Here is a 21,843-nt window from a genome sequence, read left to right as displayed (position 1 = left end):
TTTTTAGAATAGGAAATATCCGATTCCGAGGGTAAAGCTGTGCGGCTTCGATTTAAAGCCCTTACTGATATCGGAAAGCCCTCTTTCATATCTTAAATCTATGGTGAAATTTTTATAATCCACACCTATGCCTCCTGTGACTCCAATATTGGATTTATCAAACTTTTTATATCCTTCCTGAAATGCTTGTGAAGCAGACAGATCATTCTTGAATGCATAGCTGTAAACACCTCCAGCAAACGCCCTTACATTGAAATCACTGCTGTTAATGAATTTATAACCTATAACTACCGGAATATCAACAGAATTCCAGCTTAGTTTTGCTGAGGTTCCGTTCTGGGTGTCATAAGATGTTTTTCTTTTGTTGAATAAAGCTTCTCCCTGTACGTAAAGACTCCCGATATCTATTCTCGTCATGATTCCTCCCTGATAACCGAAGCCGTATTTCCCTTCCAGAGAGGAAGATTCCGAAGAGGTTTTGGTATAACTCGTACCCGCTTTTATTCCAATGTGAAAAGCTGGGGTTTGCTGAGCTTTGGTCTCAACAGAACAGGTGATGCATAATAAAAATGAGCTGAGTGCTAAAAATTGGTTTTTCATAAATTGCTGTTAATAATCTGGTGCAAAACAACAACTATGATAATCGGAATAAAACTTTATTTGATGAATGGCAGAGATGTGTTGACAAGGATCTGTTTTCAACTGAAAAACAAAAAAATCGGAAGGAATACTTCCGATACATGTTCGTTAAAAAGGTTGTTCATCTTCACAAAAAGGAAATGGACGACATCCTCCGCCGCCAGTTCCACCACCGCCAGTTCCGCCGCCGGTACCTCCACCGGTTCCACCTCCGCCGCCACCTAAAGCGATGCAGGTTCCTGCGCTTCCGCTATCATACATTTCACAGCCGCTTCCGAAAGTACAGTCGCAGTCACTCCAGCATTGCGCTGAGTCTCCATTCATGTGGCAGCCAACGATGATTCCACCAAGAATGTGGGTGAGATCTTTTCTCAATAGTTTTTTCATTTTTTTCATGATAATTTGAGGTTAAAAGTTTGATATTTAAGTAAATGTACTAAAAAAAACGAAATCTTTTCATTGTTGTGGGAAATATATGGTTAAAGTTTTGTTAATTAAACAATCATATTTTATTATGGGTGAAAAAAACAAACCGCTGTATAAAACAACGGTTTATCTATTTATTTACTGAAATTTAATTGTAAAGGAAGGCTGACCACTGAGAGGACAGGACGGCCGCCCGATTCCGCAGGCTTCCATTTCCCTTTATCTTTAATGCGGTAAAAACCGGCTTCTATAAAGGCATTCACATCTTCGTTATTTCCCTTTACGCGGGCTCTATATACATTCCCTTTAGAATCTACAGTGAATTTTAAAGTAATCTTATAAGGATTCACGGCAAAATTCAGGAAAGAAAGATCTACCGCTTCATTCAAAAGCTTCTGAAAAGAGGCTTTTCCCGTCTCGTATTCCGCTTCTTTACTGATTTTAGGAGCCATTGGTGGGGGAACATCCGTTATCATCTTCTTCTCCTCCTCAGAAATTTTCTCTAAAGCATCTTTATACTTCGATATTTTTTCTTCCGTCAGAAGCCACTCCTGCTTGGTTCTTTCATCATTAGGCTTTGGATATTTTTTGTACAGAGACTTTATTTTCCTCTCGTATCGTGAGTCCGCTTTCTGAAACTCAGAAACCTGTGCACCACTGATTGCAAAGACCAGAATAAAGGCTAATGCTGAAAGTCTTTTCATCAGTATTAAGCTTTTACGATATTAATAATCACTTCAGTTGCTTTTTCCATGCTTTCCAAAGCTACATATTCGTAAGGACCATGGAAATTGATTCCTCCTGCAAAAATGTTAGGACATGGAAGTCCCATATAAGAAAGCTGGGCACCATCAGTACCGCCTCTGATCGCTTTGATTTTGGGTTCAATACCCGCTTCCTGCATTGCTTTTGCAGCAAGATCTACGATATGCATTTTCCCTTCAAACTGCTGCTTCATATTTCTGTATTGCTCCTTGATTTCTACTTCAGCGGTTCCTTCACCGTGTTTAGCATTGAATTCAGCAATTTTTTCCTCCATGAATTTTTTTCTGGCTTCAAATTTCTCAGCGTCATGATCACGGATAATGTATTGAAGCTTGGCTTCGGAAATATCTGCATTGATATCCATTAAATGATAAAACCCGTCAAAACCTTTTGTAGTTGCCGGAGTTTCATTAGCAGGTAGCATCTGGGCAAATTCAGAAGCAAGAAGTGCTGCATTGATCATTTTTCCGTAAGCATAGCCCGGGTGAACACTCAGTCCGTGGATTTTTACAACAGCTCCTGCCGCGTTGAAATTTTCGTACTCCAGTTCACCTACTTCACCGCCGTCCATCGTGTAAGCCCATTCAGCACCGAATTTAGCCACATCAAATTTATGAGCGCCTCTTCCGATTTCTTCATCAGGGGTAAATCCTACAGCAATTCTTCCGTGCTTAATCTCAGGGTGGGCAAGAAGGTATTCTGCTGCCGTAACGATCTCTGCACATCCCGCTTTGTCGTCTGCTCCCAGAAGAGTAGTCCCGTCTGTGGTGATCAGTGTTTGTCCTATATATTTTTTTAAACTTTCGAATTTTGAAGGAGATAAGGTAAATCCTGTAGTCTGGTTTAAAACAAGATCGCTCCCGTCATAGTTTTCCCAAACCTGAGGGTTTACATTTTCACCGCTGAAATCCGGTGAAGTATCATAATGAGAGATAAAGCCGATGGTAGGTCTGTCGTCATTCTCCAGATTAGAAGGAACATACCCCATGATATACCCGTTGTCGTCAATAGAAACATCAGATAATCCAAGCGTTTTCAGCTCTTCAGCCATATATTTTGCAATGTCCCACTGTCTGGAAGTAGAAGGAGTTGTTTCACTTTCTGCATCGCTGGTTGAATATATTTTTACATAAGTGAGAAAACGGTTCAGTAATTTCTCTTTCCACAATTCGTTGAATTCAATTGTACTCATTGATCATAAAATTTCAACAAAGATACAATGTAAATTCTTCAAAATTTGATTTTAGCCCATCTTTCTGCACCTTTCCGTAGTGGGAAGATCCTTGTTTTTTTTAATATGGATACGCGATTTCGTTAATCGGATAAATTGTTATAACTTGCATCAATTATGATGTCCAAACGCTGCAAATATGCTTTAAAAGCAATGATCAGGCTGGCAAAAAACTACAATCAGGGGTTTTTGTCAACTGCAATTATTGCAGAGGATGAGCATATTCCTAAAAAGTTTTTGGAAGCCATTCTCCTCGAACTGAAAAGAGCCAGGCTTGTCAACAGCAAACAAGGAAAAGTTGGAGGATATTATCTTTTAAAGTCTCCTGACGAAATTTCTCTTGCGGATATTTACCGTATTTTCGAAGGTCCCATCGCTTTAACGCCCTGTATTTCTTTAAATTTCTATGAACCTTGTGACGATTGTGTGGATGAAGCCACCTGTAATCTTAGAAATGAATTAATTATTGTCAGAGAAAAAACCAGGAAAAGCATGATGGAAGCTACATTAACTTCCTTTCTGAAAAAGGCAGAATAATTTTTTTATTATTAATTCCTACTAATTTGGTAGGATTAATAGAATTTAATATATATTTGCAGAAGTTAATTTCAAATTGAAATGGAAAATACTCTGAAAATAGAATTTAAAAACCTGCTGGATAAAGCCTCTGAAGCTTCTTCCGGCACCGATTTTCTGCAGAATCTGTCTGACAGATTTCCGGGCGGACTGATCTTTTCTACCAGTTTCAGTTATGAAGATCAGGTGATCACTCATTTGATAAAAAACCTTGATATTGACATTTTCACCCTGGATACGGGACGACTTTTTGAACAGACTTATGAAACCTGGACTTCATCCCGAGCGTTTTTCAAAAAAGAGATCAAAGCCTGGTATCCCGATCCGGAAGCCTTACAGCAGTTTGTTTCGGAAAACGGTCCGGATTCCTTTTATCAGTCCGTAGAGCAGAGAAAAGCCTGCTGTAATATCAGAAAAGTGATTCCATTGAAAAAAGCGCTTCAGGGATATAAAGTATGGATCACCGGATTAAGGGCAGAACATTCCGTCAACAGAAAGAATATGCCCCAGCTGGAATGGGATCCGGATCATGAGATCATTAAATACCATCCCATCCTTCACTGGACAACACAGGAAGTCACGGACTACGTTAAAATAAATCAGTTACCCTATAACTATCTGCATAAACAAGGATTTGTAAGCATCGGATGCGCGCCTTGTACCAGAGCCATAAAAGAAGGAGAAGATTTCAGAGCAGGAAGATGGTGGTGGGAAGATGCCGATAAAAAAGAATGCGGCTTACATGTTCATCAATAAAAAAAACAATATGTCAGTATATCATTTAAATTATTTAGATCAGTTAGAGTCAGAATCCATTTATATTCTGAGAGAAGTGGCAGGACAGTTTGAACGTCCGGCTTTACTTTTCAGTGGAGGAAAAGACAGTATTGTACTGGCTCATCTGGCTGCAAAGGCATTTCCATATGGGAAGATTCCTTTCACATTTGTCCATATTGATACCGGGCACAATTTTTCCGAAGTTCTGAACTTTAGAGATCACCTTGCCGCTGAACTGGATGCGAATCTGGTGGTTCGAAAAGTGGAAGACACCATCAACAAAAGAAAGCTTACAGAGCCTAAAGGAAAGTTTCCCAGCAGAAACTGGCTGCAAACCTTTACCCTTCTGGATACCATTGAAGAATTCGAATTTGATGCCTGCATCGGAGGAGCGAGAAGAGACGAGGAAAAAGCCCGCGCTAAAGAAAGAATATTCTCCGTACGTGATGAATTCGGGCAGTGGGACCCAAAACTTCAGCGTCCCGAGCTTTGGAATATTTTCAATGGTAAAATCCATAAAGGAGAAAATGTAAGAATTTTTCCAATCAGCAACTGGACAGAGCTTGATATCTGGAACTATATCCGCAGAGAAAACATAGGGCTTCCATCCATCTATTTTTCGCACGAAAGAGAAGTGGTAAATCTCAACGGACAATGGATCGCGAATTCTGAGTTTGCAGTTCTGGAAGAAAATGATATTGTAACAACAAAAAGAATCCGCTATCGTACGGTAGGAGATATGACTTGTACAGCCGCTGTAGAATCCGATGCGACAACAATAGACCGGGTTATCGAGGAAATTGTAGCTACCAGAATCTCCGAAAGAGGTGAAACCAGAATAGATGACCGGGTAACGGAAGCCGCTATGGAAGACCGGAAAAAAGGAGGCTATTTTTAATGGGTAATGAGCAATGGGTAATAAGCAATTATACGATACGGAGTATTACTCATTACCAATTACTTATTACTCATCATTCATCATTTATAACTTATAACAAAACGACGTGGATATACTAAGATTTATAACAGCAGGAAGCGTAGATGACGGTAAAAGTACCCTTATCGGAAGACTGCTTTACGATAGCAAGAGCATTTTGCAGGACCAGCTGGAAGTGCTGGAGAAACATTCTAAAAACAAAAATGAAGACGGTGTAGATCTGGCACTTTTAACCGACGGACTCCGTGCGGAAAGAGAGCAGGGAATCACCATTGATGTAGCTTACCGTTATTTTTCTACATCAAAAAGAAAATTTATTATTGCCGATGCTCCGGGCCATGTTCAGTATACGCGGAATATGATTACCGGAGCCTCCAATTCAGATCTGATGGTAATTCTCATTGATGCCCGCAAAGGAGTTATTGAGCAGACAAGAAGACATTCCATTATCGCATCTCTGCTGAAACTTAAAAAAGTAGCGGTGGCCATCAATAAAATGGATATGGTAGATTATTCCGAAGATGTTTTTGAAGAGATCAAAGAGGAATATTCAAAAATAGCGGACAGCCTAAGCTTAGATGATGTTACTTATTTCCCTATTTCCGCATTGAAAGGAGATAATATCGTTTCATTATCATCCCGTACAGAATGGTACAAAGGAAGTTCCCTTCTCGAATACCTTGAAGGAGTGGAACTAAGCAGGGAACAGAACAGCGGAAGCCGTTTCCAGGTACAATATGTAATCCGTCCACAGACAGAAGAACTGCATGATTACAGAGGTTATGCCGGTCAGATCATCAGCGGGAGCTTTAAGAAAGGAGATAAGATTGCAGTACTTCCGGCAGGAATTATTACAGAAATAGCCTCCATTGAAGTCAACGGATCAGAGGTTCAGGAAGCGTTTGAAGGACAGCCTGTTTTAATTCAGATTATAGAAGATATAGACATCAGCAGGGGAGATCTTTTTGCGGCGGCAGAAGACCTTCCGCATGTTGAAAAAGAGATCGAGGTTTTATTGTGCTGGCTTGATCATAAAGCGTTGCAGCCGGGAAATAAATACCTGCTTCAACACCACAGCAGACTGTTGAAAGCAGTAGTAAGAAACGTGGAGTACAAAATCAACGTCAATACCCTGGAAAAAGAAGAAGCGGAAGGAGATATCAAACTTAATGAAGTAGCGAAAGTGACTATTAAAACTGCACAGCCACTGGTATTTGATGATTTTATCAATAATAAAAAAACAGGGTCGGCAATTTTGGTGGATGAAACCTCAAACGCAACCGTAGCAGCCTGCATAATTCAATAGAAAATGAAAGTCTCAGATCATTTTATTAAAAAGATTATTGATCAGAAAAAACTCAGCTCTTCAGGTTTTTTTGACAAAGAGCGGATGGAGATTTTTGTGACGGAACTCTATCATATTCTGTTTCTTCAGCAGCCTGTCAATACGGGAGATCAGCTTCAGAAAGAGTTTGAAGAACTGCATACAATCCTTTTGGATCTGCTTAAAAACACAGGGGAAGATGAGGTTTCGGCTTTAGAAAAGACAGACCGTTTTTTTCATGTGTTACCGGATATTTACAGCCATCTGATTCTGGATGCCGAATCTGTTTTAAAATTTGATCCCGCTACAGAATCACTGGAAGAAATCCTCCTCTCGTATCCCGGATTTTTTGCTACGTATGTGTACAGAATTTCCCATCAGCTGTGGAATCAGAAAGTGAAAACACTGCCCCGCGTGATTTCGGAATATGCACACAGCAGAACAGGCATAGACATTCATCCGGGAGCCGTTATCGGAAAGCATTTCTTTATAGATCACGGAACCGGAATTGTAATCGGGGAAACAACAGTAATCGGAAACCATGTGAAAATATACCAGGGCGTTACGCTTGGGGCACTGAACGTTTCCAAAGAAAAAGCCAACGAGAAAAGGCATCCCAATATTGAAGACCACGTCATCATCTATTCCGGAGCCACTATTTTAGGAGGCAATACAACCATAGGCAGAGACAGTATTATTGGTGGAAATGTATGGATCACCCAAAACGTTCCTTCCAACTCTCTGGTGTACAACAAAAGTGAAATAAGAATAAAAGACAACGGAATCCTTCCTGAGTCTTTAACATTTGTGATATAAAAATAAAAAACAACATAAAATTGAATCGGTATGAAATTCCAAAACGCACTAGAAACTATTGGAAATACCCCAATAGTCAGAATTAATAAGCTTTTCGGTTCCGAGCATGAAGTCTGGATCAAACTCGAAAAAGCCAACCCCGGCGGAAGCATTAAAGACAGAATCGCTTTATCAATGATCGAGGATGCTGAAGCTAAAGGGCTGCTAAACAAAGACAGTGTTATTATAGAGCCGACCAGTGGAAATACGGGAATAGGACTTGCCTTGGTGGCTGCTGTAAAAAACTATAAGCTTATTCTTGTCATGCCTGAAAGCATGAGTCTGGAGCGTCGGAAAATTATGGAATCATATGGAGCCGAATTTGTGTTGACCCCAAGAGAAAAAGGAATGAAAGGAGCCATTGAAAAAGCAGAAGAGCTTGCTCAGGAAACCCCGAATTTCTGGATTCCGAGACAGTTTGACAATCCTGCCAATGTAAAAATACATACAGAAACTACCGCTCAGGAGATTCTTAAAGATTTTCCCAACGGCCTGGACTATCTGATTACAGGAGTAGGAACCGGAGGCCATATCACCGGAATCTCACAGGTGCTGAAAGAGAAATTTCCTGATATTAAAGTGATTGCTGTAGAACCGGAACTTTCTCCCGTTCTCAGTGGCGGATCTCCTTCTCCACATCCTCTGCAGGGCTTGGGCGCAGGATTTATCCCGTCAATTCTTGATACCGGAATTCTCGATGAAATTGTTCAGGTCGGAAAAGATCAGGCTTTTGAATATACCAAAGAAGCAGGAAGAAAAGAAGGACTTTTTGTAGGGATTTCCACAGGAGCTGCGCTGGCAGCGGTGGCCAACAAATTATCTGAAATACCTGCCGGATCTACTGTTTTAACCATTAATTATGACACCGGCGAAAGATATCTCTCCGTAGAAGGGCTTTTCTAAGCGTCACTAAATAAGATTTTACAATGAAAAAATATAGCAGTACGCCGCAGGTTTATCTTGTCGGTGCAGGGCCCGGCGACCCTGATCTCATCACCGTAAAAGCCGTAAAAGCCATTGCCGCAGCCGATGTCATTTTGTGTGACCGCCTTGTGAGTCCGGACATCATCAGCCGTTATGCCAATAAAAATACAGAGATTATCTATGTGGGAAAAGAATGCAGTAAAAATGCATCTACACCCCAGTCACATATCAATACACTGATTGTAGAACTTGCTGAGCAGGGAAAAACAGTGGTAAGACTTAAAGGAGGTGATATTTCCTTCTTCTCCAATGTTTTGGATGAACTGAAAGCTCTGAAAGAATATCGCATTCCTTATGAAATTGTTCCCGGAATCACAGCAGCATCCGGAGCCGCAGCTTATGCAGGAATGCCTTTGACCGCGAGAGGCTACGCAACGTCCGTACGATTCCTGACCTACTACAAAACTGAAATTCTCAGTGATGAGTACTGGAAAGAACTTGGCACCTCAGAAGATACGCTGGTATTCTACATGTCCAAAGGAAATCTGAACGGACTGGTAGCCAAGTTTCTGGCATTGGGAAAAACGGAAGGTAAAAAAATTGCCGTGATTGAACAGGCAACGACACCTTACCAGAAAGTTTATACCTCTTCTCTGGAAGATTTTCACCAAAATTTTGAACATAAAGAATTTGTATCTCCGTCGCTTGTTGTGGTGGGTAAGGTGGTTAATCTTCATGAAGAATTTTCCTGGTTACAGGAGCCTATACAGGAAGGGATTTACTTTAAATCTGTAACGAACGGAAGCTTAGTGTCAAACATTCAAAATCTATTCGAATATGCTGTCTGAAACAAAATTAAACGCCCTTAAAGAAATATCCGGCGGTTTTTCACGGGATGAGGCCGTCTGGGCAAGCGGTTTTCTCGCAGGAATCGCAGGAGCATCCGTCAATACTCCGTCTCTTTCTTCCATCGCAGCACCGGAAGCCATTTCGGTAAGCAAAATAACACTGGCTTACGGAACAGAAACCGGAAACAGTAAAAAGTTGGCGGTAGAACTGGCGGGAATCATCAAAAAGAAAGGCGTTCAGGTGAAGCTGGCGGATCTTTCCCAATATAAAACAAAAGATCTTGCCAAAGAAGGGCTTTTCTTTATCATCATAAGTACACAGGGAGAAGGAGAACCTCCGATTCTGGCCAAGAAATTCTACGATTATCTTCATGAAAATGATCCGGATCTTTCTAGCTTGAAATTCGGAGTTCTGGCTTTAGGAGACAGCAGTTATCCGCTATTCTGTAAAACGGGGGAAGATGTAGATTCCAGATTTGAATTACTGGGAGCGCAGCGAATTATTCCTTTGAAGAAATGTGATATAGATTATGAACAGGAATCCCATGCCTGGGCAGAACATATTATCAATGTAGTTCATAAAACGGCTGAAATAGGTCAGAAAATAAGCAGTGCACCCAAAACTGCAACAGGACGCAGAAAATACAAAGGAACTGTGGCTTCTATTATTAATCTCAATGATATCGGCTCCGGAAAAGAAACGTATCACATCGAAATTGAAACGGAAGATCCGCTGGTCTACAGCCCGGGAGATGCATTAGGCGTTATTGCAGTCAATTCAAAAGCAGAGGTGGACGAAATTATCAGCCTGACCGGAATTAATCCCGGAAAACAGATTACCACCGCTAAAATTACGGCAAGTGCAGAAGAACTTTTGTACAGGCATCTCAATATCAGTTATCTGCTGAAAACAACAGTCGCTCAGTATGCACAAATTACGGGACATCACATTCCTGAAGTACGCCTGGGCCTTCTTGATCTGCTTAAAATCTATCCCGTAAAAAATGCGGACGATTTTGAACAGGTGATTGCTGTTTTAACCGGACAGTCTCCACGTTTATATTCAATTTCTTCATCACTGGAAGCGCATGGAGATTCTGAAATTCATATTACCGTAGCCAAGTCTGAATTTTTCATTAATGATAAAAAACAGAACGGATTATGCAGCGGTTTTCTGGCTGAATTTAAAGAAGGAGAAACCCTGGAATTCTACATTCAGGAAGCCAAACATTTCAGACTTCCGGAGCCGGAAAAAGACATTATCATGATAGGGCCCGGAACCGGGATTGCTCCTTTCAGATCCTTCCTTTATGAAAGAGATGCTGCGGGGGCTGAAGGAAGAAACTGGCTCTTTTTCGGAGACCGGAATTTTGTCTCAGATTTTCTGTACCAGTCCGAACTGCAGGATTTTCTCAAGACAGGAACTTTAACCCATCTGGATCTTGCTTTTTCCAGAGATACTGACGAAAAAATATATGTTCAGCATCGGTTGGAGCAGAAAGCCCAGGAAGTCTATCACTGGATTGAAGGAGGAGCATCCCTTTACGTCTGCGGAACCAGAGATCCTATGAGCAGAGATGTGGAGAAAACCCTTCTGAACATTATTCAGGAAAAAGGAAAGCACAGTCAGGAATCGGCTCTTGCCTACCTGGAAGAACTGGAACTCAGCGGAAGATATGTTAAAGATGTGTATTAAAAACGAAAAAGGATAGAAAATATGACCGATAAGAATAACCTTTCGCCGGTAGAACGGATAAAAACCGGCAGCAACGGGCTCAGAGGAACCCTGAAGGAAAGCCTTCTGGATGATTTCACCGGAGCTATCAGAGAAGATGACCAAACCCTTATCAAATTCCATGGAATGTATCAGCAGGATGACAGGGACAGAAGGGAAGAAAGAGTAAAGAAAAAACTGGAATGGCTGTATTCCTACATGATCCGCCTAAGGCTTCCGGGAGGTTTTTTAACGCCTGAACAATGGGCAGGACTTCATGAAATTGCAGGAGATCATTCCACAGGGGTTATCAAAATTACGACCCGCCAGACCATTCAGCTGCACGGGATTTTAAAATCACATGTAAAACCTACCATTCAGCAGTTCAATCTCCAGCATCTGGATTCTATTGCGGCATGTGGGGATGTCAACAGAAATGTGACCTGTACTTCCAATCCTTCCGAATCTCCACTGCATCAGGAAGTCTATGAATTGGCAGGAAAAATTAGTGAAATGTGTCTGCCCAAAACAAAATCCTATTATGATCTGTGGATTGATGAAGAAATGGTGATTGACCGTAAAGCGGAAGAAGATCCACTGTATCAGGACAGATATCTGCCCCGTAAACTGAAAATTGGAATTGCTGTTCCTCCCAACAACGATGTTGATGTCTTTATCAATGATATCGCCCTGATTGCTGTTATCGAAAACGGTAAGATTTCAGGGTATAATATTGCCGCAGGAGGCGGAATGGGTGCCACTCACGGAAATGATGCCACCTACGCCCGTCTGGCATCTGTTCTGGGTTTTGTAGACACAGAAGAAAAGGCTCTGAAGGCAGTCTATGAAATTATTACGGTACAGCGTGACTTTGGAAACAGAAGCGACAGGAAACTGTCGAGATTAAAATATACGATCGATAAGCTCGGGATTGATGGCTATCGTGAAGAAGTAGAGAAAAGAACAGGCTTTAGTTTTGAAGAAGCCCGGGAATTTACTTTTGAACAGCGAAAAGACCGCTATGGCTGGGTGCAGAATCATGAAGGAAAATGGTTCTTTACCGTTTTTGTAGAACATGGAAGAGTCCTGGATACAGAAGATTATCCGTTAAAATCAGGATTGTTAAAAATTGCAGAGACCGGAAAAGCGAATTTCAGGTTCACCTGTAATCAGAATCTGATTCTGTCCGATATTCTGGAAGAAGATAAATCTGAAATCGAAAGCATCCTTAAAGAACATGGAATTTCCTCATATACGGAAGAGGCAAGTCCTCTGCGTAAAAACTCCGTGGCTTGTGTAGCTTTGAATACCTGCTCATTGGCTTTAGCAGAAGGACAGCGTTATCTCCCGGTTTTGGTCACGAAAATAGAACCTGTTCTGGAAAAATACGGACTTCAGAACGAAGATATCACCATCCGGATGACAGGCTGCCCGAATGGCTGCGGAAGGTCTCCCAATGCAGAAATTGGTTTGGTAGGTACGGCGTACGGCAGATACAACCTTCACATCGGAGGAGATCGTCTGGGAATGCGTCTGAATACAAAATTTAAAGAAAATATAGACGAAGAAGAGATCCTGCAGACACTTGATGAACTTTTCGGAATCTATTCCAAAACAAAAACGGATGAGGATACATTTGGTGATTTCTCTTACCGCTATTTACAAACCGCAAAATAAAATAATATGATCAATCTCCTTTATCAAAAGGCAAAAGTCCGGAAAAATAACCATCATCTTTTAGGGATACGAATGTGTATGTGCTGTTTATTGACGATCAATACATCACCTATTCATTAACCCTAAAATTTAACCCCAGTGAAATCCATACCAAAAAAATATTTTCAGAAAAAAATAAGTTTTATTGTATTTATCTTAGCGTTTGCAGGCTTTGCCCAGGCACAGCAGCTTATCGAAGTAAGCGGGACCATTCAGCATACAGATACGCATAAAGGTCTAGCAGAGGTGCATATTAATGTAGAGAACACTACAGATACTGCAGTTACCGATGAGAATGGAAACTTTAGCCTGAGAACAAGGGTGAAAATCCCTTTCAGAATTGTAGTGGCTAAAGAAGGTTTTGCAAAGCATACCGCAGAAATTCTTTCACTGTCCAATAAAATCGCAATAGAACTCAATCCTCAGAATACCATTATCAATGAAGTGGTGATTTCCGCTTCCCGTGTGCCCGAGAAAGTGATGAGGTCACCCATTGCGATTGAGAAAATTGATATTAAGACCATCCGGGAAAGCCCCGCCGCCTCTTTTTATGAAACACTTGAAAACGTAAAAGGATTGCAGCTGCTGACTTCAAGTTTAACATTAAAAGTGCCCAATTCAAGAGGGTTCAATTCTCCGAACAACTTCCGGTTTATGCAGCTGGTAGACGGTGTGGATGTGCAGTCTGCTACGTTGGGAGTTCCTTTGGGAAATGCTATTGGCCCTACAGAACTCGATATCCAGTCGATGGAAATTACGCCCGGAGCGGCATCTGCTCTTTACGGGATGAATGCTGTCAACGGGCTCGCCAGCCTTCAGACTAAAGATCCGTTTACTTCAGAAGGAGTGAGTCTTTATTTCCGGGGCGGGGTTAATCATGTAGACAATATCAGCCACAAGACAGCGGCATTAGGCGAAAGTGCCGTAAGAATTGCTAAACTGATCAATAAAAATCTGGCTTTTAAGATCAATGCGTCTTACTTCAGCGGAGTAGATTGGATCTCTGATAATCACACTGATCAAAACCCCAATTCGTTCGTTACGGCCAATCCGAACTTTTCTCTCACTAATAATCCTGCGGAAGATCTCTGGAACAAATACGGAGACGAAAGAAACAACCGAACCACGGTGAAAGTCAGTTATAATGGAAAACCTACGACCTTCAATGTAGCCAGAACAGGATACTATGAAAAAGACCTGATCAGTCCGGAAGTGAAAAATGTAAAATTTGATGCAGGGCTGTATTACCGTTTCGGAGACCAGTGGAAAACTTCCTACGTATACCGCTATGGGCTTTTGGACGGAACATTTCAGAGAGGAAATAAGATCCGGCTGCAGAATGCCACAGTCCAGAATCATAAAGTAGAGCTCACAGGTAAAGAGTTGACATTCAGAGCGTATATGTCCATAGAAAATACGGGAGATTCTTATAATCTGAAACCGTTGGCAGACAATCTGGATCTTACCAATCTTTCCAACAATAACTGGAAAAATATCTTTCAGAACGTTCTTCAGGACAGACTGAATGCGGGGATCAACCTGAATGATGCTTTTATTGCAGCACGCCAGGAAGCAGACAGAAACAGAGTCCGCCCTGGAACAACTGCTTTTGAACAGCTGAAAAATACAATTATCGGAATCAATAACTGGGATTCTGCCAATGCAGGAATTGCAGGAGCTCCGGCTACAGGAGGGGCCAAGCTTGAACAGAAATCCCGTTTTTACCAGGGGGAAATTACGTATGATTTCAGCAGGCTGGTGAAAGTATTCAGCCTTCTGGCCGGAGCAGATTACCGATTGTACAGCATCACACCGGACGGGAATAATTTTGTTGATTTCGACAGACCGGTCAGTGAACGGAATATCCGCCTTGCAGACGGAACTTTTGGAAAAGATGTCATTTATCAGAAGTATGGGGCATTTGTTCAGGTGACAAAGCTGTTTTTTGAGGATAAATTAAAACTTAATCTGGCTCTGCGTGCAGACCGGAATCCTGAATTTGATACGAAATTTAATCCGAGAGTGAGCGTTGTCTATTCTCCAGTGAATCAGCATAATTTCAGAGCATCTTTTCAAAATGGATATCGTTTTCCTTCTCTGTTTGAAGCTTTGTCGTTCGTTAACAACGGGAACGTAAGAAGAGTAGGAGGGCTTTCAAAAGCGAATGATGGATTGGGTTATCTTGAAAATTCGTACACGCTGGCTTCTATTGATCAGTTCGTAGCCGCCGTAAATAAGGAGGTAGATGGAGGAGAAAGCCAAAATCAGGCCGCCCTGAAAAATAGAAACCTGCTCACAGCAGCCAATCTTCCGAAACTTCAGCCTGAAAAGGTCAATTCTTTTGAAGTAGGATATAAAGCCGCTTTATTGAACAGCAAACTTGTAATCGACTGGGATTTTTATTACAATATTTATGAAGGATTTTTGGGGCAGGTGGAAGTAGCCGTTCCTAAAAACGAAAAAATAGGAAGTGATAATTCTGTTTTGGCTATGCTCGACAGAACGAAGCAAGACCGATACAGGGTGTATACCAACAGTAACAGTACCTACAAAAGTTTCGGGACTGCTTTGGGCATCCGTTATAATCTGGTGAAAAACTATAATGTCAATGTGAATGTGTCATTTAACGATCTTATTTCATCCAATACTTCAGATCTGTTTATCACGGCTTTCAACACACCGAAATGGGCTGTGAATGTAAGTCTGGGTAATAGAGAAATTATTAAAAATGTAGGATTTACCGTTGCAGCAAGATGGCAGGATAGCTTTTTATGGGAGAGTCCGCTGGCATCAGGAAAAATTCCGGCCTATTACACCATTGATGCACAGGCTACGTGGAGAATCCCTGAAATCAGAGCAAACGTTAAGATAGGTGCAACCAACCTGCTGAACCGCCGCTATTTTCAGTATGCCGCAGGGCCCGAGATAGGAGGGCTGTACTACATGTCTTTTACATATGATCTAAAACTTTAAGTAAAAATGAGTAACTCGCTATATCCTATATTTTTAAAACTGGAAGAACTGTCGCTGCTTATCATTGGTGGAGGGAACATTGCGCTTGAAAAACTACAGTCTGTTCTGGCCAATTCTCCCGCCGCACGCATTAAACTGGTCGCAAAGGAAATCAGTGATCAGATTAAAGATCTGAAGCAGAATTATCCTAATCTTACCCTGCATGAAAGATCCTATACCGATAATGATTTTAACAGTGCCGACGTTGCGATTGTGGCGGTTAATGATATTTCTTTGGCAGAACGCATCTGCAGCAGGGCCCATGAGCATAATATACTGGTGAATATTGCTGATAAGCCGGATTTGTGTGATTTCTACTTAGGATCCATTGTAAAAAAAGGAGATCTTAAAATTGGTATTTCCACCAACGGAAAGTCTCCTACGGTTGCCAAACGGTTGCGCGAGATTTTAACGGAAACCATTCCGGAGGATGAAATGGATGGCCTCCTGGTGAATATGCAACATATCAGGAACCAGCTGAAAGGAGATTTTACCTATAAAGTAAAAGAATTAAACAGATTGACAACCAGTTATCTGAATGAAAAAAACAATCAATCGGCAGAAATCAATCCCGAAATACAAAAACTGATTACCATTACCAAAGCGGTACAGAGAAGAGCTAATATTTATCTTGGAATTATTGGGGTTCTCATCCTTGTAGGCGTTTTGGGAGGTATTATTTACCAGTTTGATCTGTCAGGAGATATTCAGAATTTCCTGAGCAAAGACGGACATATTTTTTACTGGATGCTGCTGGCGGGTTTTCTGGCAGAAATTGTAGCGGGATCAATGGGAATGGGCTATGGAGTGATCTGTACAACGATTCTTCTGTTGTTGAATGTTCCGCCTCCGGTAGTGAGTGCAAGTATTCACTCAGCGGAATCTTTTACCTCCGCGGCAGGAAGTATAAGCCATTACAAATTAGGAAACGTCAATAAAAAAATGGTGTGGATTCTGTTTCCCGTGGCTGCTGTAGGTGCTTTTATCGGGGCATTTGCTCTGTCTCATTTCGGAGAATACTATGCCCATATCGTGAAACCTGTCATTGCATGCTATACGCTGTATCTGGGAGTGAATATTCTTAGAAACGCTTTTAAAGGAAAAGAAAAAAGATCCGGAAACAGGTTTAAAAAAAGAACGAATCTGAGAATATTAGGACTGGCCGGAGGATTTATTGATTCTTTTGCCGGAGGAGGCTGGGGCCCTTTGGTTACCGGAACACTCATCAAAGAAGGAAGAACACCACGGTATGTGGTAGGAAGCTCTACTCTGGCTAAGTTTTTACTGACTGTAGTTAGTGCAGTCACCTTTATTTTTACGATAGGGATCCATCACTGGAATATTGTGTTGGGGCTTCTTTTAGGTGGGGTTTTTACGGCTCCTTTTTCCGCGATGTTTACATCCAGACTACCCGCTAAGAAGATGTTTGCCATTGTAGGCGTTGTGGTGATTATTATGAGTTTGATAACCATTGTAAAGTCATTAACGTAGCTGAATGGAAAGTGTGGGATACGGGTTTGAGAGTCGGAGAGTTTGAGAGTTTGAGGGTTTCGGGATACGAGGTTAGAGGGGTGTGCGGGATTGGAGAGTTTCACATTTCACTTGCAAAGCAAAATTGACCATTGACATTCCTCAGTCTCAGTCTCAGCCTTAGTCTTAGCCCTAATCTAGAAATCTGAAGTCTTGGTTCTTGACTCTCGATTCCAACTTTACAAAACAGCCGTTTTTACTTCTTGAATAGTTTATCCGGCGGCATATATCAGTTATTGAAATTTTAAATCGTTTGTAAATCTTTGAAAATCAAAATAATGTTAGATTTGTATGCCTGGTATATAAATTATTTAGTTTTATTATATTTGAGAAAATCAAAAAGTAAAAATGTTTCTTACAGAATGTCCTAGAGATGCCATGCAGGGTTGGGGAGAATTTATCCCTACTGCAAAAAAAATAGATTACATCAACTCACTGATGGAGGTTGGTTTTGATGTGCTGGACTGTCTGAGTTTTGTTTCCCCCAAAGCAATTCCACAGATGGCCGATTCTGATGAGGTGGCTGAAAATATTGATACATCTTTATCCAATACCAAAGTTTCTGCCATCATCGGAAATTACAGAGGGGCAGAAAAAGCGCTGAAACATCAGAGTGTAGATATTTTAGGCTTTCCGTTCTCTATTTCGGAGACTTTTCAACACAGGAATACCAACAAAAACCAGGAAGAGGCTTTTAATGAGATCATCAAAATGCTTGAACTGGTTAAAAGTGAAGAAAAACAGCTGAATATCTATTTTTCCATGGCTTTCGGAAATCCTTACGGAGAAATGTGGAAATGGGAAGATGTAGATTTCTGGGCCAAAAGATTTTCAGAGATTGGAATCAAAGATGTTCTTCTGTCTGATACCACAGGGGTGGCAACCCCTGAAACCATTGCTCTTTTATTCGAAAAAATTCCGTCAAAATATCCGGAGATCAATTTCGGAGGACACTTTCATAACCGCTACGAAGATTCTTATTCAAAACTGAAAGCTGCTTATGATAAAGGCTGCAGAAGATTCGACAGTGCTATTAAAGGCATCGGAGGATGTCCTATGGCCAAAGATGACCTGGTAGGAAATATGCCTACAGAACAGGTGATCAATTTTATGAGTGTAGAAAAAGCAGAACACAAACTGAATCTGCTGAATTTTGAAAGTTCATACAATAAAGCGAAGGATATTTTTCATTTTTAAATAAGAAATAATACTCGCGCAGATCAGGCTGATAAAGCAGATTGAATTGCTTTAAAAAGCACAAAAATAGATACAATCTGTAAAATCTAAATGGCAGAATAAATATCAATAGGGGCGGGTTTTAACCCGCTTTCCTATATTAAAAACTCAATCGGCTTTAGCCAAAATAGATCATTTAAACCCAAAATCAACAAAAATGTCACCGATAATCTCCCCATCCGATTTAAAAAATCTTCCCACTGAAAATCTTATCATCCTTGATGCCAGAGTAGGGAAAGAGGTCTATCAAACCTATCTTGAAAAACACATCAAAGAAGCCCGTTTTATAGATCTGGATAAAGATCTGGCTGAAATAGGAGAAGATGCCGCTTTTGGAGGAAGACACCCGCTCCCTGATGTTGCTAAATTTGCTGAAACACTTTCAGATCTTGGCATATCGGAAAATGCTCATGTGGTTGTATATGATGATAAAAATGGAGCCAATGCGGCCGCCAGAGCATGGTGGATGTTAAAATCTTTTGGATTGAAAAAGGTACAGGTTCTTGACGGCGGATTTCAGGCTGCTGAAAAAGAAGGGCTAGAATTTTCATCCGGTGAAGAAACATTTGAGAAGACTTCTGTGATTCATCAGGAAAAATGGCTTCTTCCGGTAAAGCCGCTGGAAGATGTTGAAAATGAGTTGATAAACAATTTGTCTACAGTGGTTGATGTGAGAGATGCTTACCGTTATAAAGGAGAATCTGAACCTATTGATCTGGTTGCCGGACATATTCCGGGAGCGATTAATATTCCCTTTTCTGAAAACCTTGACGAAAATGGAAACTTTCTTAAACCAGAACTTTTAAAAGAAAAATATACTCAACTTTTAAACAATAAACCTCAGCATTTAATCATTCATTGCGGTTCAGGAGTTACGGCATGCCATACCATTCTAGCTTTGAATTATGCAGGTTTCCCGATTCCTGACCTGTATGTGGGATCCTGGAGTGAATGGAGCAGAAGAGAAGAAAAAGAGATTGCGAAAGAGATTTAAAGGCTGGAAGACGGAGCAGGAGGCTAGATTATAGGGAGGCTTATTATTGCTGTTAGACTTATCTTAAAAATTTTGTCATATATTGGAATTTAAAAGTAGGCTTCGTATCATTTAAACTTTATGACGATTTCTTTTTTACCCTCGCGGATCATGCGGATTGAGCAGATTAAAGAGGTAAGAATCTGCCTCATCTGATTCATCTGCGTGAAATTTTAAAAAACTTCATCTGTATTTATTAAAACCAAAACAGACTAAAACAAGAGAACCCGGAAACTTTCCGGGTTTTATATTATTCCTGATGGATGAAAGAAAAGAGTAAGAAATTGATTGATGGCTCTAAAAACTTCCATTCTCCCTTTTCCTTACCTGAATTTAAAGCATTCCCAATTCAAACTTGGCTTCTTCACTCATCATATCCTTATTCCAGCTTGGTTCAAAAGTAAGCTCTAAATCTACACTTTTTACACCTTCTACATCTCCTACCTTGTCTTTTACTTCTTGTGGAAGTGTTTCTGCAACAGGACAGTTAGGAGTCGTAAGGGTCATTATAATTTTTACATCGCCATCTTCGGAGATCTGTACGTCATATATCAGACCTAATTCGTAAATATCTACCGGAATTTCTGGGTCGTATACGGATTTTAAGACCTTGATGATTTCCTCACCAATGTCAGCAATTTGATCGTCTGTAAATTTCATTTTTTAATCTAGATTGATATTCCTTTTCAACAAATCTTCCTGACGCATCCGCCGGAAAACATTTGCCAAAGTTAAGACATCTTTTTCACAATAGTCTACAATTCTCTGCAAGTCTTTTTCTATGTAGTAGATTGATGAAACCATTGAGCCGTCTATATCGTCTTTAGGCGTGGGAATTCCAAAGACATGAGCCAGTAATTCCAGAGAAACAAAGCTTTTATAATCCCCGAATTTCCAGAGCTCCATGGTATCAATATGTGGAATTTCCCACGGTTTTTTTCCAAACATCTGAAAAGGAACCGGAGGCTGCATTCCATTGATTAAATATCTTCTGGCGATCCACGGAAAATCAAATTCCTTTCCGTTGTGGGCACACAGAATTACATTATTTAGTCTTGGGCTGTTAAATATTTCTCCGAATTCTGTGAGCATTTTCTTTTCATCATGACCGGAAAAGCTTTTAATCTTCAGAGTATCATTCTTTTCCACCATTCCGATGGTAATGCAGATGATCTTTCCGAATTCGGCCATAATACCTGCCCGGTCGTAAAATTCTTCGGCCGTAACCTCTTCTTTTCGCTGAAATCTTGTCTTTTTGTCCCAAAGTTTCTGTTCTGCTTCAGGAAGCTCATCCCATGAACCTGATCCCGGAACCGTCTCAATATCAAGGAATAAAACTTTTTCTATTGGAATGTGCTGTATCATATGTGTTTGTGTTTTTTATCCTATCGGCATTCCGTTTTTAACAGGCAGAGTAGGTGTTAAAAGAGTGACATCTTTTTTTTCTTCTCCATAAACTCCCATTACCAGACACTCGCTGAAGAAATTGGCGATCTGTTTTTTGGGAAAATTAACGACAGCCATTACCTGCTTTCCTATAAGTTCTTCTTTACTGTAAAGAGAGGTAATCTGTGCGGATGATTTTTTGATTCCCAGATCTCCGAAATCTATGTCAAGCTGATATGATGGATTTCTGGCTTTCTCAAAATCGTTTACGGCAATAATGGTTCCGCATCTCATATCTATTTTTTCAAAGTCTGTCCAGGTTATTTCCGGTTTTATAATCATGATAATGAATTGATTAACTGTTCTACTTCTGTTTTTTCTACCGCGTATTTCTGTTGAAGATCGGAGCCTTCGCCCATTCTTCTGTAATATTCCAACGCTTTGTTTCCAAAGAATTTTTTATGAAAATCCGACACTTCCGGAACCTGTGGAAAGACTTTGTGGAAAAGCATTTCATAATAGGCCTGAAATTCCCGCTCGTTTTTGTCTTCCACTACCTGTCCGGGTGCTTTTTGCCGTACATGGAGCATTTCATGAGCAACCATGTTCAGGACAAGATTCAGATCAAAATCGAATAGATTTCTGGGTATCATTACCGTTTGTGGGCCTCCCAGTTCCCCTTCTGCGGTCAAAAGCATTGAAGTGGGAGAAAGCTCTTCCCTGAATCCGAATCCTGCAAAGTTCTCATGCTCCAGATCGAATGAATGGATCAGGTATTTCGCGGCATCCAGAATCTGATCGTGTTCTTTATAAGCCTCAAGGTGCAGATTGATCTGTTCAAAATTCATTCAGAATATGTTTTAAACAAATGTATTAAAATATTTGTAGTGCTTGATTTCTATTGTTAGAATTTT

Annotated in this window: 21 protein-coding genes; 13 read left to right on the top strand and 8 right to left on the bottom strand. The window is 40.7% G+C overall.

Annotation, left to right across the window (positions count from 1 at the left end):
* Positions 1 to 3: 3 nt before the first annotated feature.
* The 4 genes from ACM46_RS03140 to pepT form a co-directional block, all read right to left on the bottom strand.
* Positions 4 to 600: a porin family protein gene (locus ACM46_RS03140; RefSeq protein WP_048505143.1), complete on the bottom strand. Its 597-nt coding sequence runs from the start codon at positions 598 to 600 to the stop codon at positions 4 to 6.
* 147 nt (positions 601 to 747) lie between these two features.
* The gene (locus ACM46_RS23550; protein WP_131707535.1) at positions 748 to 1,026 is read right to left on the bottom strand and encodes a hypothetical protein; all 279 of its coding nucleotides are present in this window, start codon (positions 1,024 to 1,026) and stop codon (positions 748 to 750) included.
* 173 nt (positions 1,027 to 1,199) lie between these two features.
* A complete protein-coding gene (locus ACM46_RS03130; RefSeq protein ID WP_048505141.1) occupies positions 1,200 to 1,769 on the bottom strand; it encodes a hypothetical protein in 570 nt (189 codons plus the stop codon).
* A gap of 5 nt (positions 1,770 to 1,774) precedes the next feature.
* On the bottom strand, positions 1,775 to 3,022 hold the full coding sequence (pepT, locus tag ACM46_RS03125; protein WP_048505140.1) for a peptidase T: 1,248 nt from the start codon (positions 3,020 to 3,022) through the stop codon (positions 1,775 to 1,777).
* Between the two features lie 156 nt (positions 3,023 to 3,178).
* Here pepT and ACM46_RS03120 point away from each other — a divergent pair, with 156 nt between their 5' ends.
* From ACM46_RS03120 to ACM46_RS03060, 13 genes are all read left to right on the top strand, one after another.
* Complete coding sequence (locus tag ACM46_RS03120; RefSeq protein WP_048505139.1) at positions 3,179 to 3,598, top strand: RrF2 family transcriptional regulator; 420 nt, start codon at positions 3,179 to 3,181, stop codon at positions 3,596 to 3,598.
* Positions 3,599 to 3,679: 81 nt separating this feature from the next.
* Positions 3,680 to 4,393, top strand: a complete 714-nt coding sequence (locus tag ACM46_RS03115) for a phosphoadenylyl-sulfate reductase (protein WP_048505138.1) — start codon at positions 3,680 to 3,682, stop codon at positions 4,391 to 4,393.
* Between the two features lie 10 nt (positions 4,394 to 4,403).
* Positions 4,404 to 5,312, top strand: coding sequence for a sulfate adenylyltransferase subunit CysD (gene cysD / locus ACM46_RS03110; RefSeq protein ID WP_048505584.1), 909 nt, complete (start codon positions 4,404 to 4,406; stop codon positions 5,310 to 5,312).
* A 106-nt stretch (positions 5,313 to 5,418) separates the two neighbouring features.
* Positions 5,419 to 6,657, top strand: coding sequence for a sulfate adenylyltransferase subunit 1 (locus ACM46_RS03105; protein WP_048505137.1), 1,239 nt, complete (start codon positions 5,419 to 5,421; stop codon positions 6,655 to 6,657).
* A 3-nt stretch (positions 6,658 to 6,660) separates the two neighbouring features.
* Positions 6,661 to 7,491 carry a serine O-acetyltransferase EpsC gene (gene epsC / locus ACM46_RS03100; RefSeq protein ID WP_048505136.1) on the top strand — a complete coding sequence of 277 codons (831 nt, stop codon included), beginning with the start codon at positions 6,661 to 6,663 and terminating at the stop codon, positions 7,489 to 7,491.
* Between the two features lie 30 nt (positions 7,492 to 7,521).
* Complete coding sequence (gene cysK / locus ACM46_RS03095; protein WP_048505135.1) at positions 7,522 to 8,433, top strand: cysteine synthase A; 912 nt, start codon at positions 7,522 to 7,524, stop codon at positions 8,431 to 8,433.
* Between the two features lie 23 nt (positions 8,434 to 8,456).
* Positions 8,457 to 9,302, top strand: coding sequence for a uroporphyrinogen-III C-methyltransferase (gene cobA / locus ACM46_RS03090; RefSeq protein WP_048505134.1), 846 nt, complete (start codon positions 8,457 to 8,459; stop codon positions 9,300 to 9,302).
* Positions 9,292 to 10,998: a diflavin oxidoreductase gene (locus tag ACM46_RS03085; RefSeq protein WP_048505133.1), complete on the top strand. Its 1,707-nt coding sequence runs from the start codon at positions 9,292 to 9,294 to the stop codon at positions 10,996 to 10,998. Before cobA ends, ACM46_RS03085 begins: the two co-directional genes overlap by 11 nt.
* Positions 10,999 to 11,019: 21 nt before the next feature.
* On the top strand, positions 11,020 to 12,693 hold the full coding sequence (locus tag ACM46_RS03080) for an NADPH-dependent assimilatory sulfite reductase hemoprotein subunit (RefSeq protein ID WP_048505132.1): 1,674 nt from the start codon (positions 11,020 to 11,022) through the stop codon (positions 12,691 to 12,693).
* A gap of 138 nt (positions 12,694 to 12,831) precedes the next feature.
* On the top strand, positions 12,832 to 15,705 hold the full coding sequence (locus tag ACM46_RS03075; RefSeq protein ID WP_083997323.1) for a TonB-dependent receptor: 2,874 nt from the start codon (positions 12,832 to 12,834) through the stop codon (positions 15,703 to 15,705).
* Positions 15,706 to 15,711: 6 nt separating this feature from the next.
* Entirely contained in the window at positions 15,712 to 17,235 is a 1,524-nt protein-coding gene (locus ACM46_RS03070; protein ID WP_048505131.1) for a TSUP family transporter, read from the top strand.
* 387 nt (positions 17,236 to 17,622) lie between these two features.
* Complete coding sequence (locus tag ACM46_RS03065) at positions 17,623 to 18,471, top strand: hydroxymethylglutaryl-CoA lyase (protein ID WP_048505130.1); 849 nt, start codon at positions 17,623 to 17,625, stop codon at positions 18,469 to 18,471.
* Between the two features lie 196 nt (positions 18,472 to 18,667).
* A complete protein-coding gene (locus ACM46_RS03060; RefSeq protein ID WP_048505129.1) occupies positions 18,668 to 19,504 on the top strand; it encodes a sulfurtransferase in 837 nt (278 codons plus the stop codon).
* Between the two features lie 372 nt (positions 19,505 to 19,876).
* On the opposite strand, the gene ACM46_RS03055 is transcribed toward ACM46_RS03060, so the two are convergent.
* Genes ACM46_RS03055 through ACM46_RS03040 form a run of 4 tightly spaced genes read right to left on the bottom strand, consistent with a single transcriptional unit; the run spans position 19,877 to position 21,777 of the window.
* A complete protein-coding gene (locus tag ACM46_RS03055; RefSeq protein WP_048505128.1) occupies positions 19,877 to 20,203 on the bottom strand; it encodes an SUF system Fe-S cluster assembly protein in 327 nt (108 codons plus the stop codon).
* 3 nt (positions 20,204 to 20,206) lie between these two features.
* Complete coding sequence (locus tag ACM46_RS03050; protein ID WP_048505127.1) at positions 20,207 to 20,908, bottom strand: 3'-5' exonuclease; 702 nt, start codon at positions 20,906 to 20,908, stop codon at positions 20,207 to 20,209.
* Between the two features lie 15 nt (positions 20,909 to 20,923).
* Entirely contained in the window at positions 20,924 to 21,271 is a 348-nt protein-coding gene (locus tag ACM46_RS03045; protein WP_048505126.1) for a tRNA-binding protein, read from the bottom strand.
* Positions 21,268 to 21,777, bottom strand: a complete 510-nt coding sequence (locus ACM46_RS03040; protein WP_048505125.1) for a hypothetical protein — start codon at positions 21,775 to 21,777, stop codon at positions 21,268 to 21,270. The genes ACM46_RS03045 and ACM46_RS03040 overlap by 4 nt, the downstream gene beginning before the upstream one ends.
* Positions 21,778 to 21,843 lie beyond the last annotated feature (66 nt).

The sequence above is a fragment of the Chryseobacterium angstadtii genome (assembly GCF_001045465.1).
In the GTDB taxonomy this organism is placed as follows: domain Bacteria; phylum Bacteroidota; class Bacteroidia; order Flavobacteriales; family Weeksellaceae; genus Chryseobacterium; species Chryseobacterium angstadtii.
This window is presented reverse-complemented; position numbering and strand designations above follow the sequence as displayed.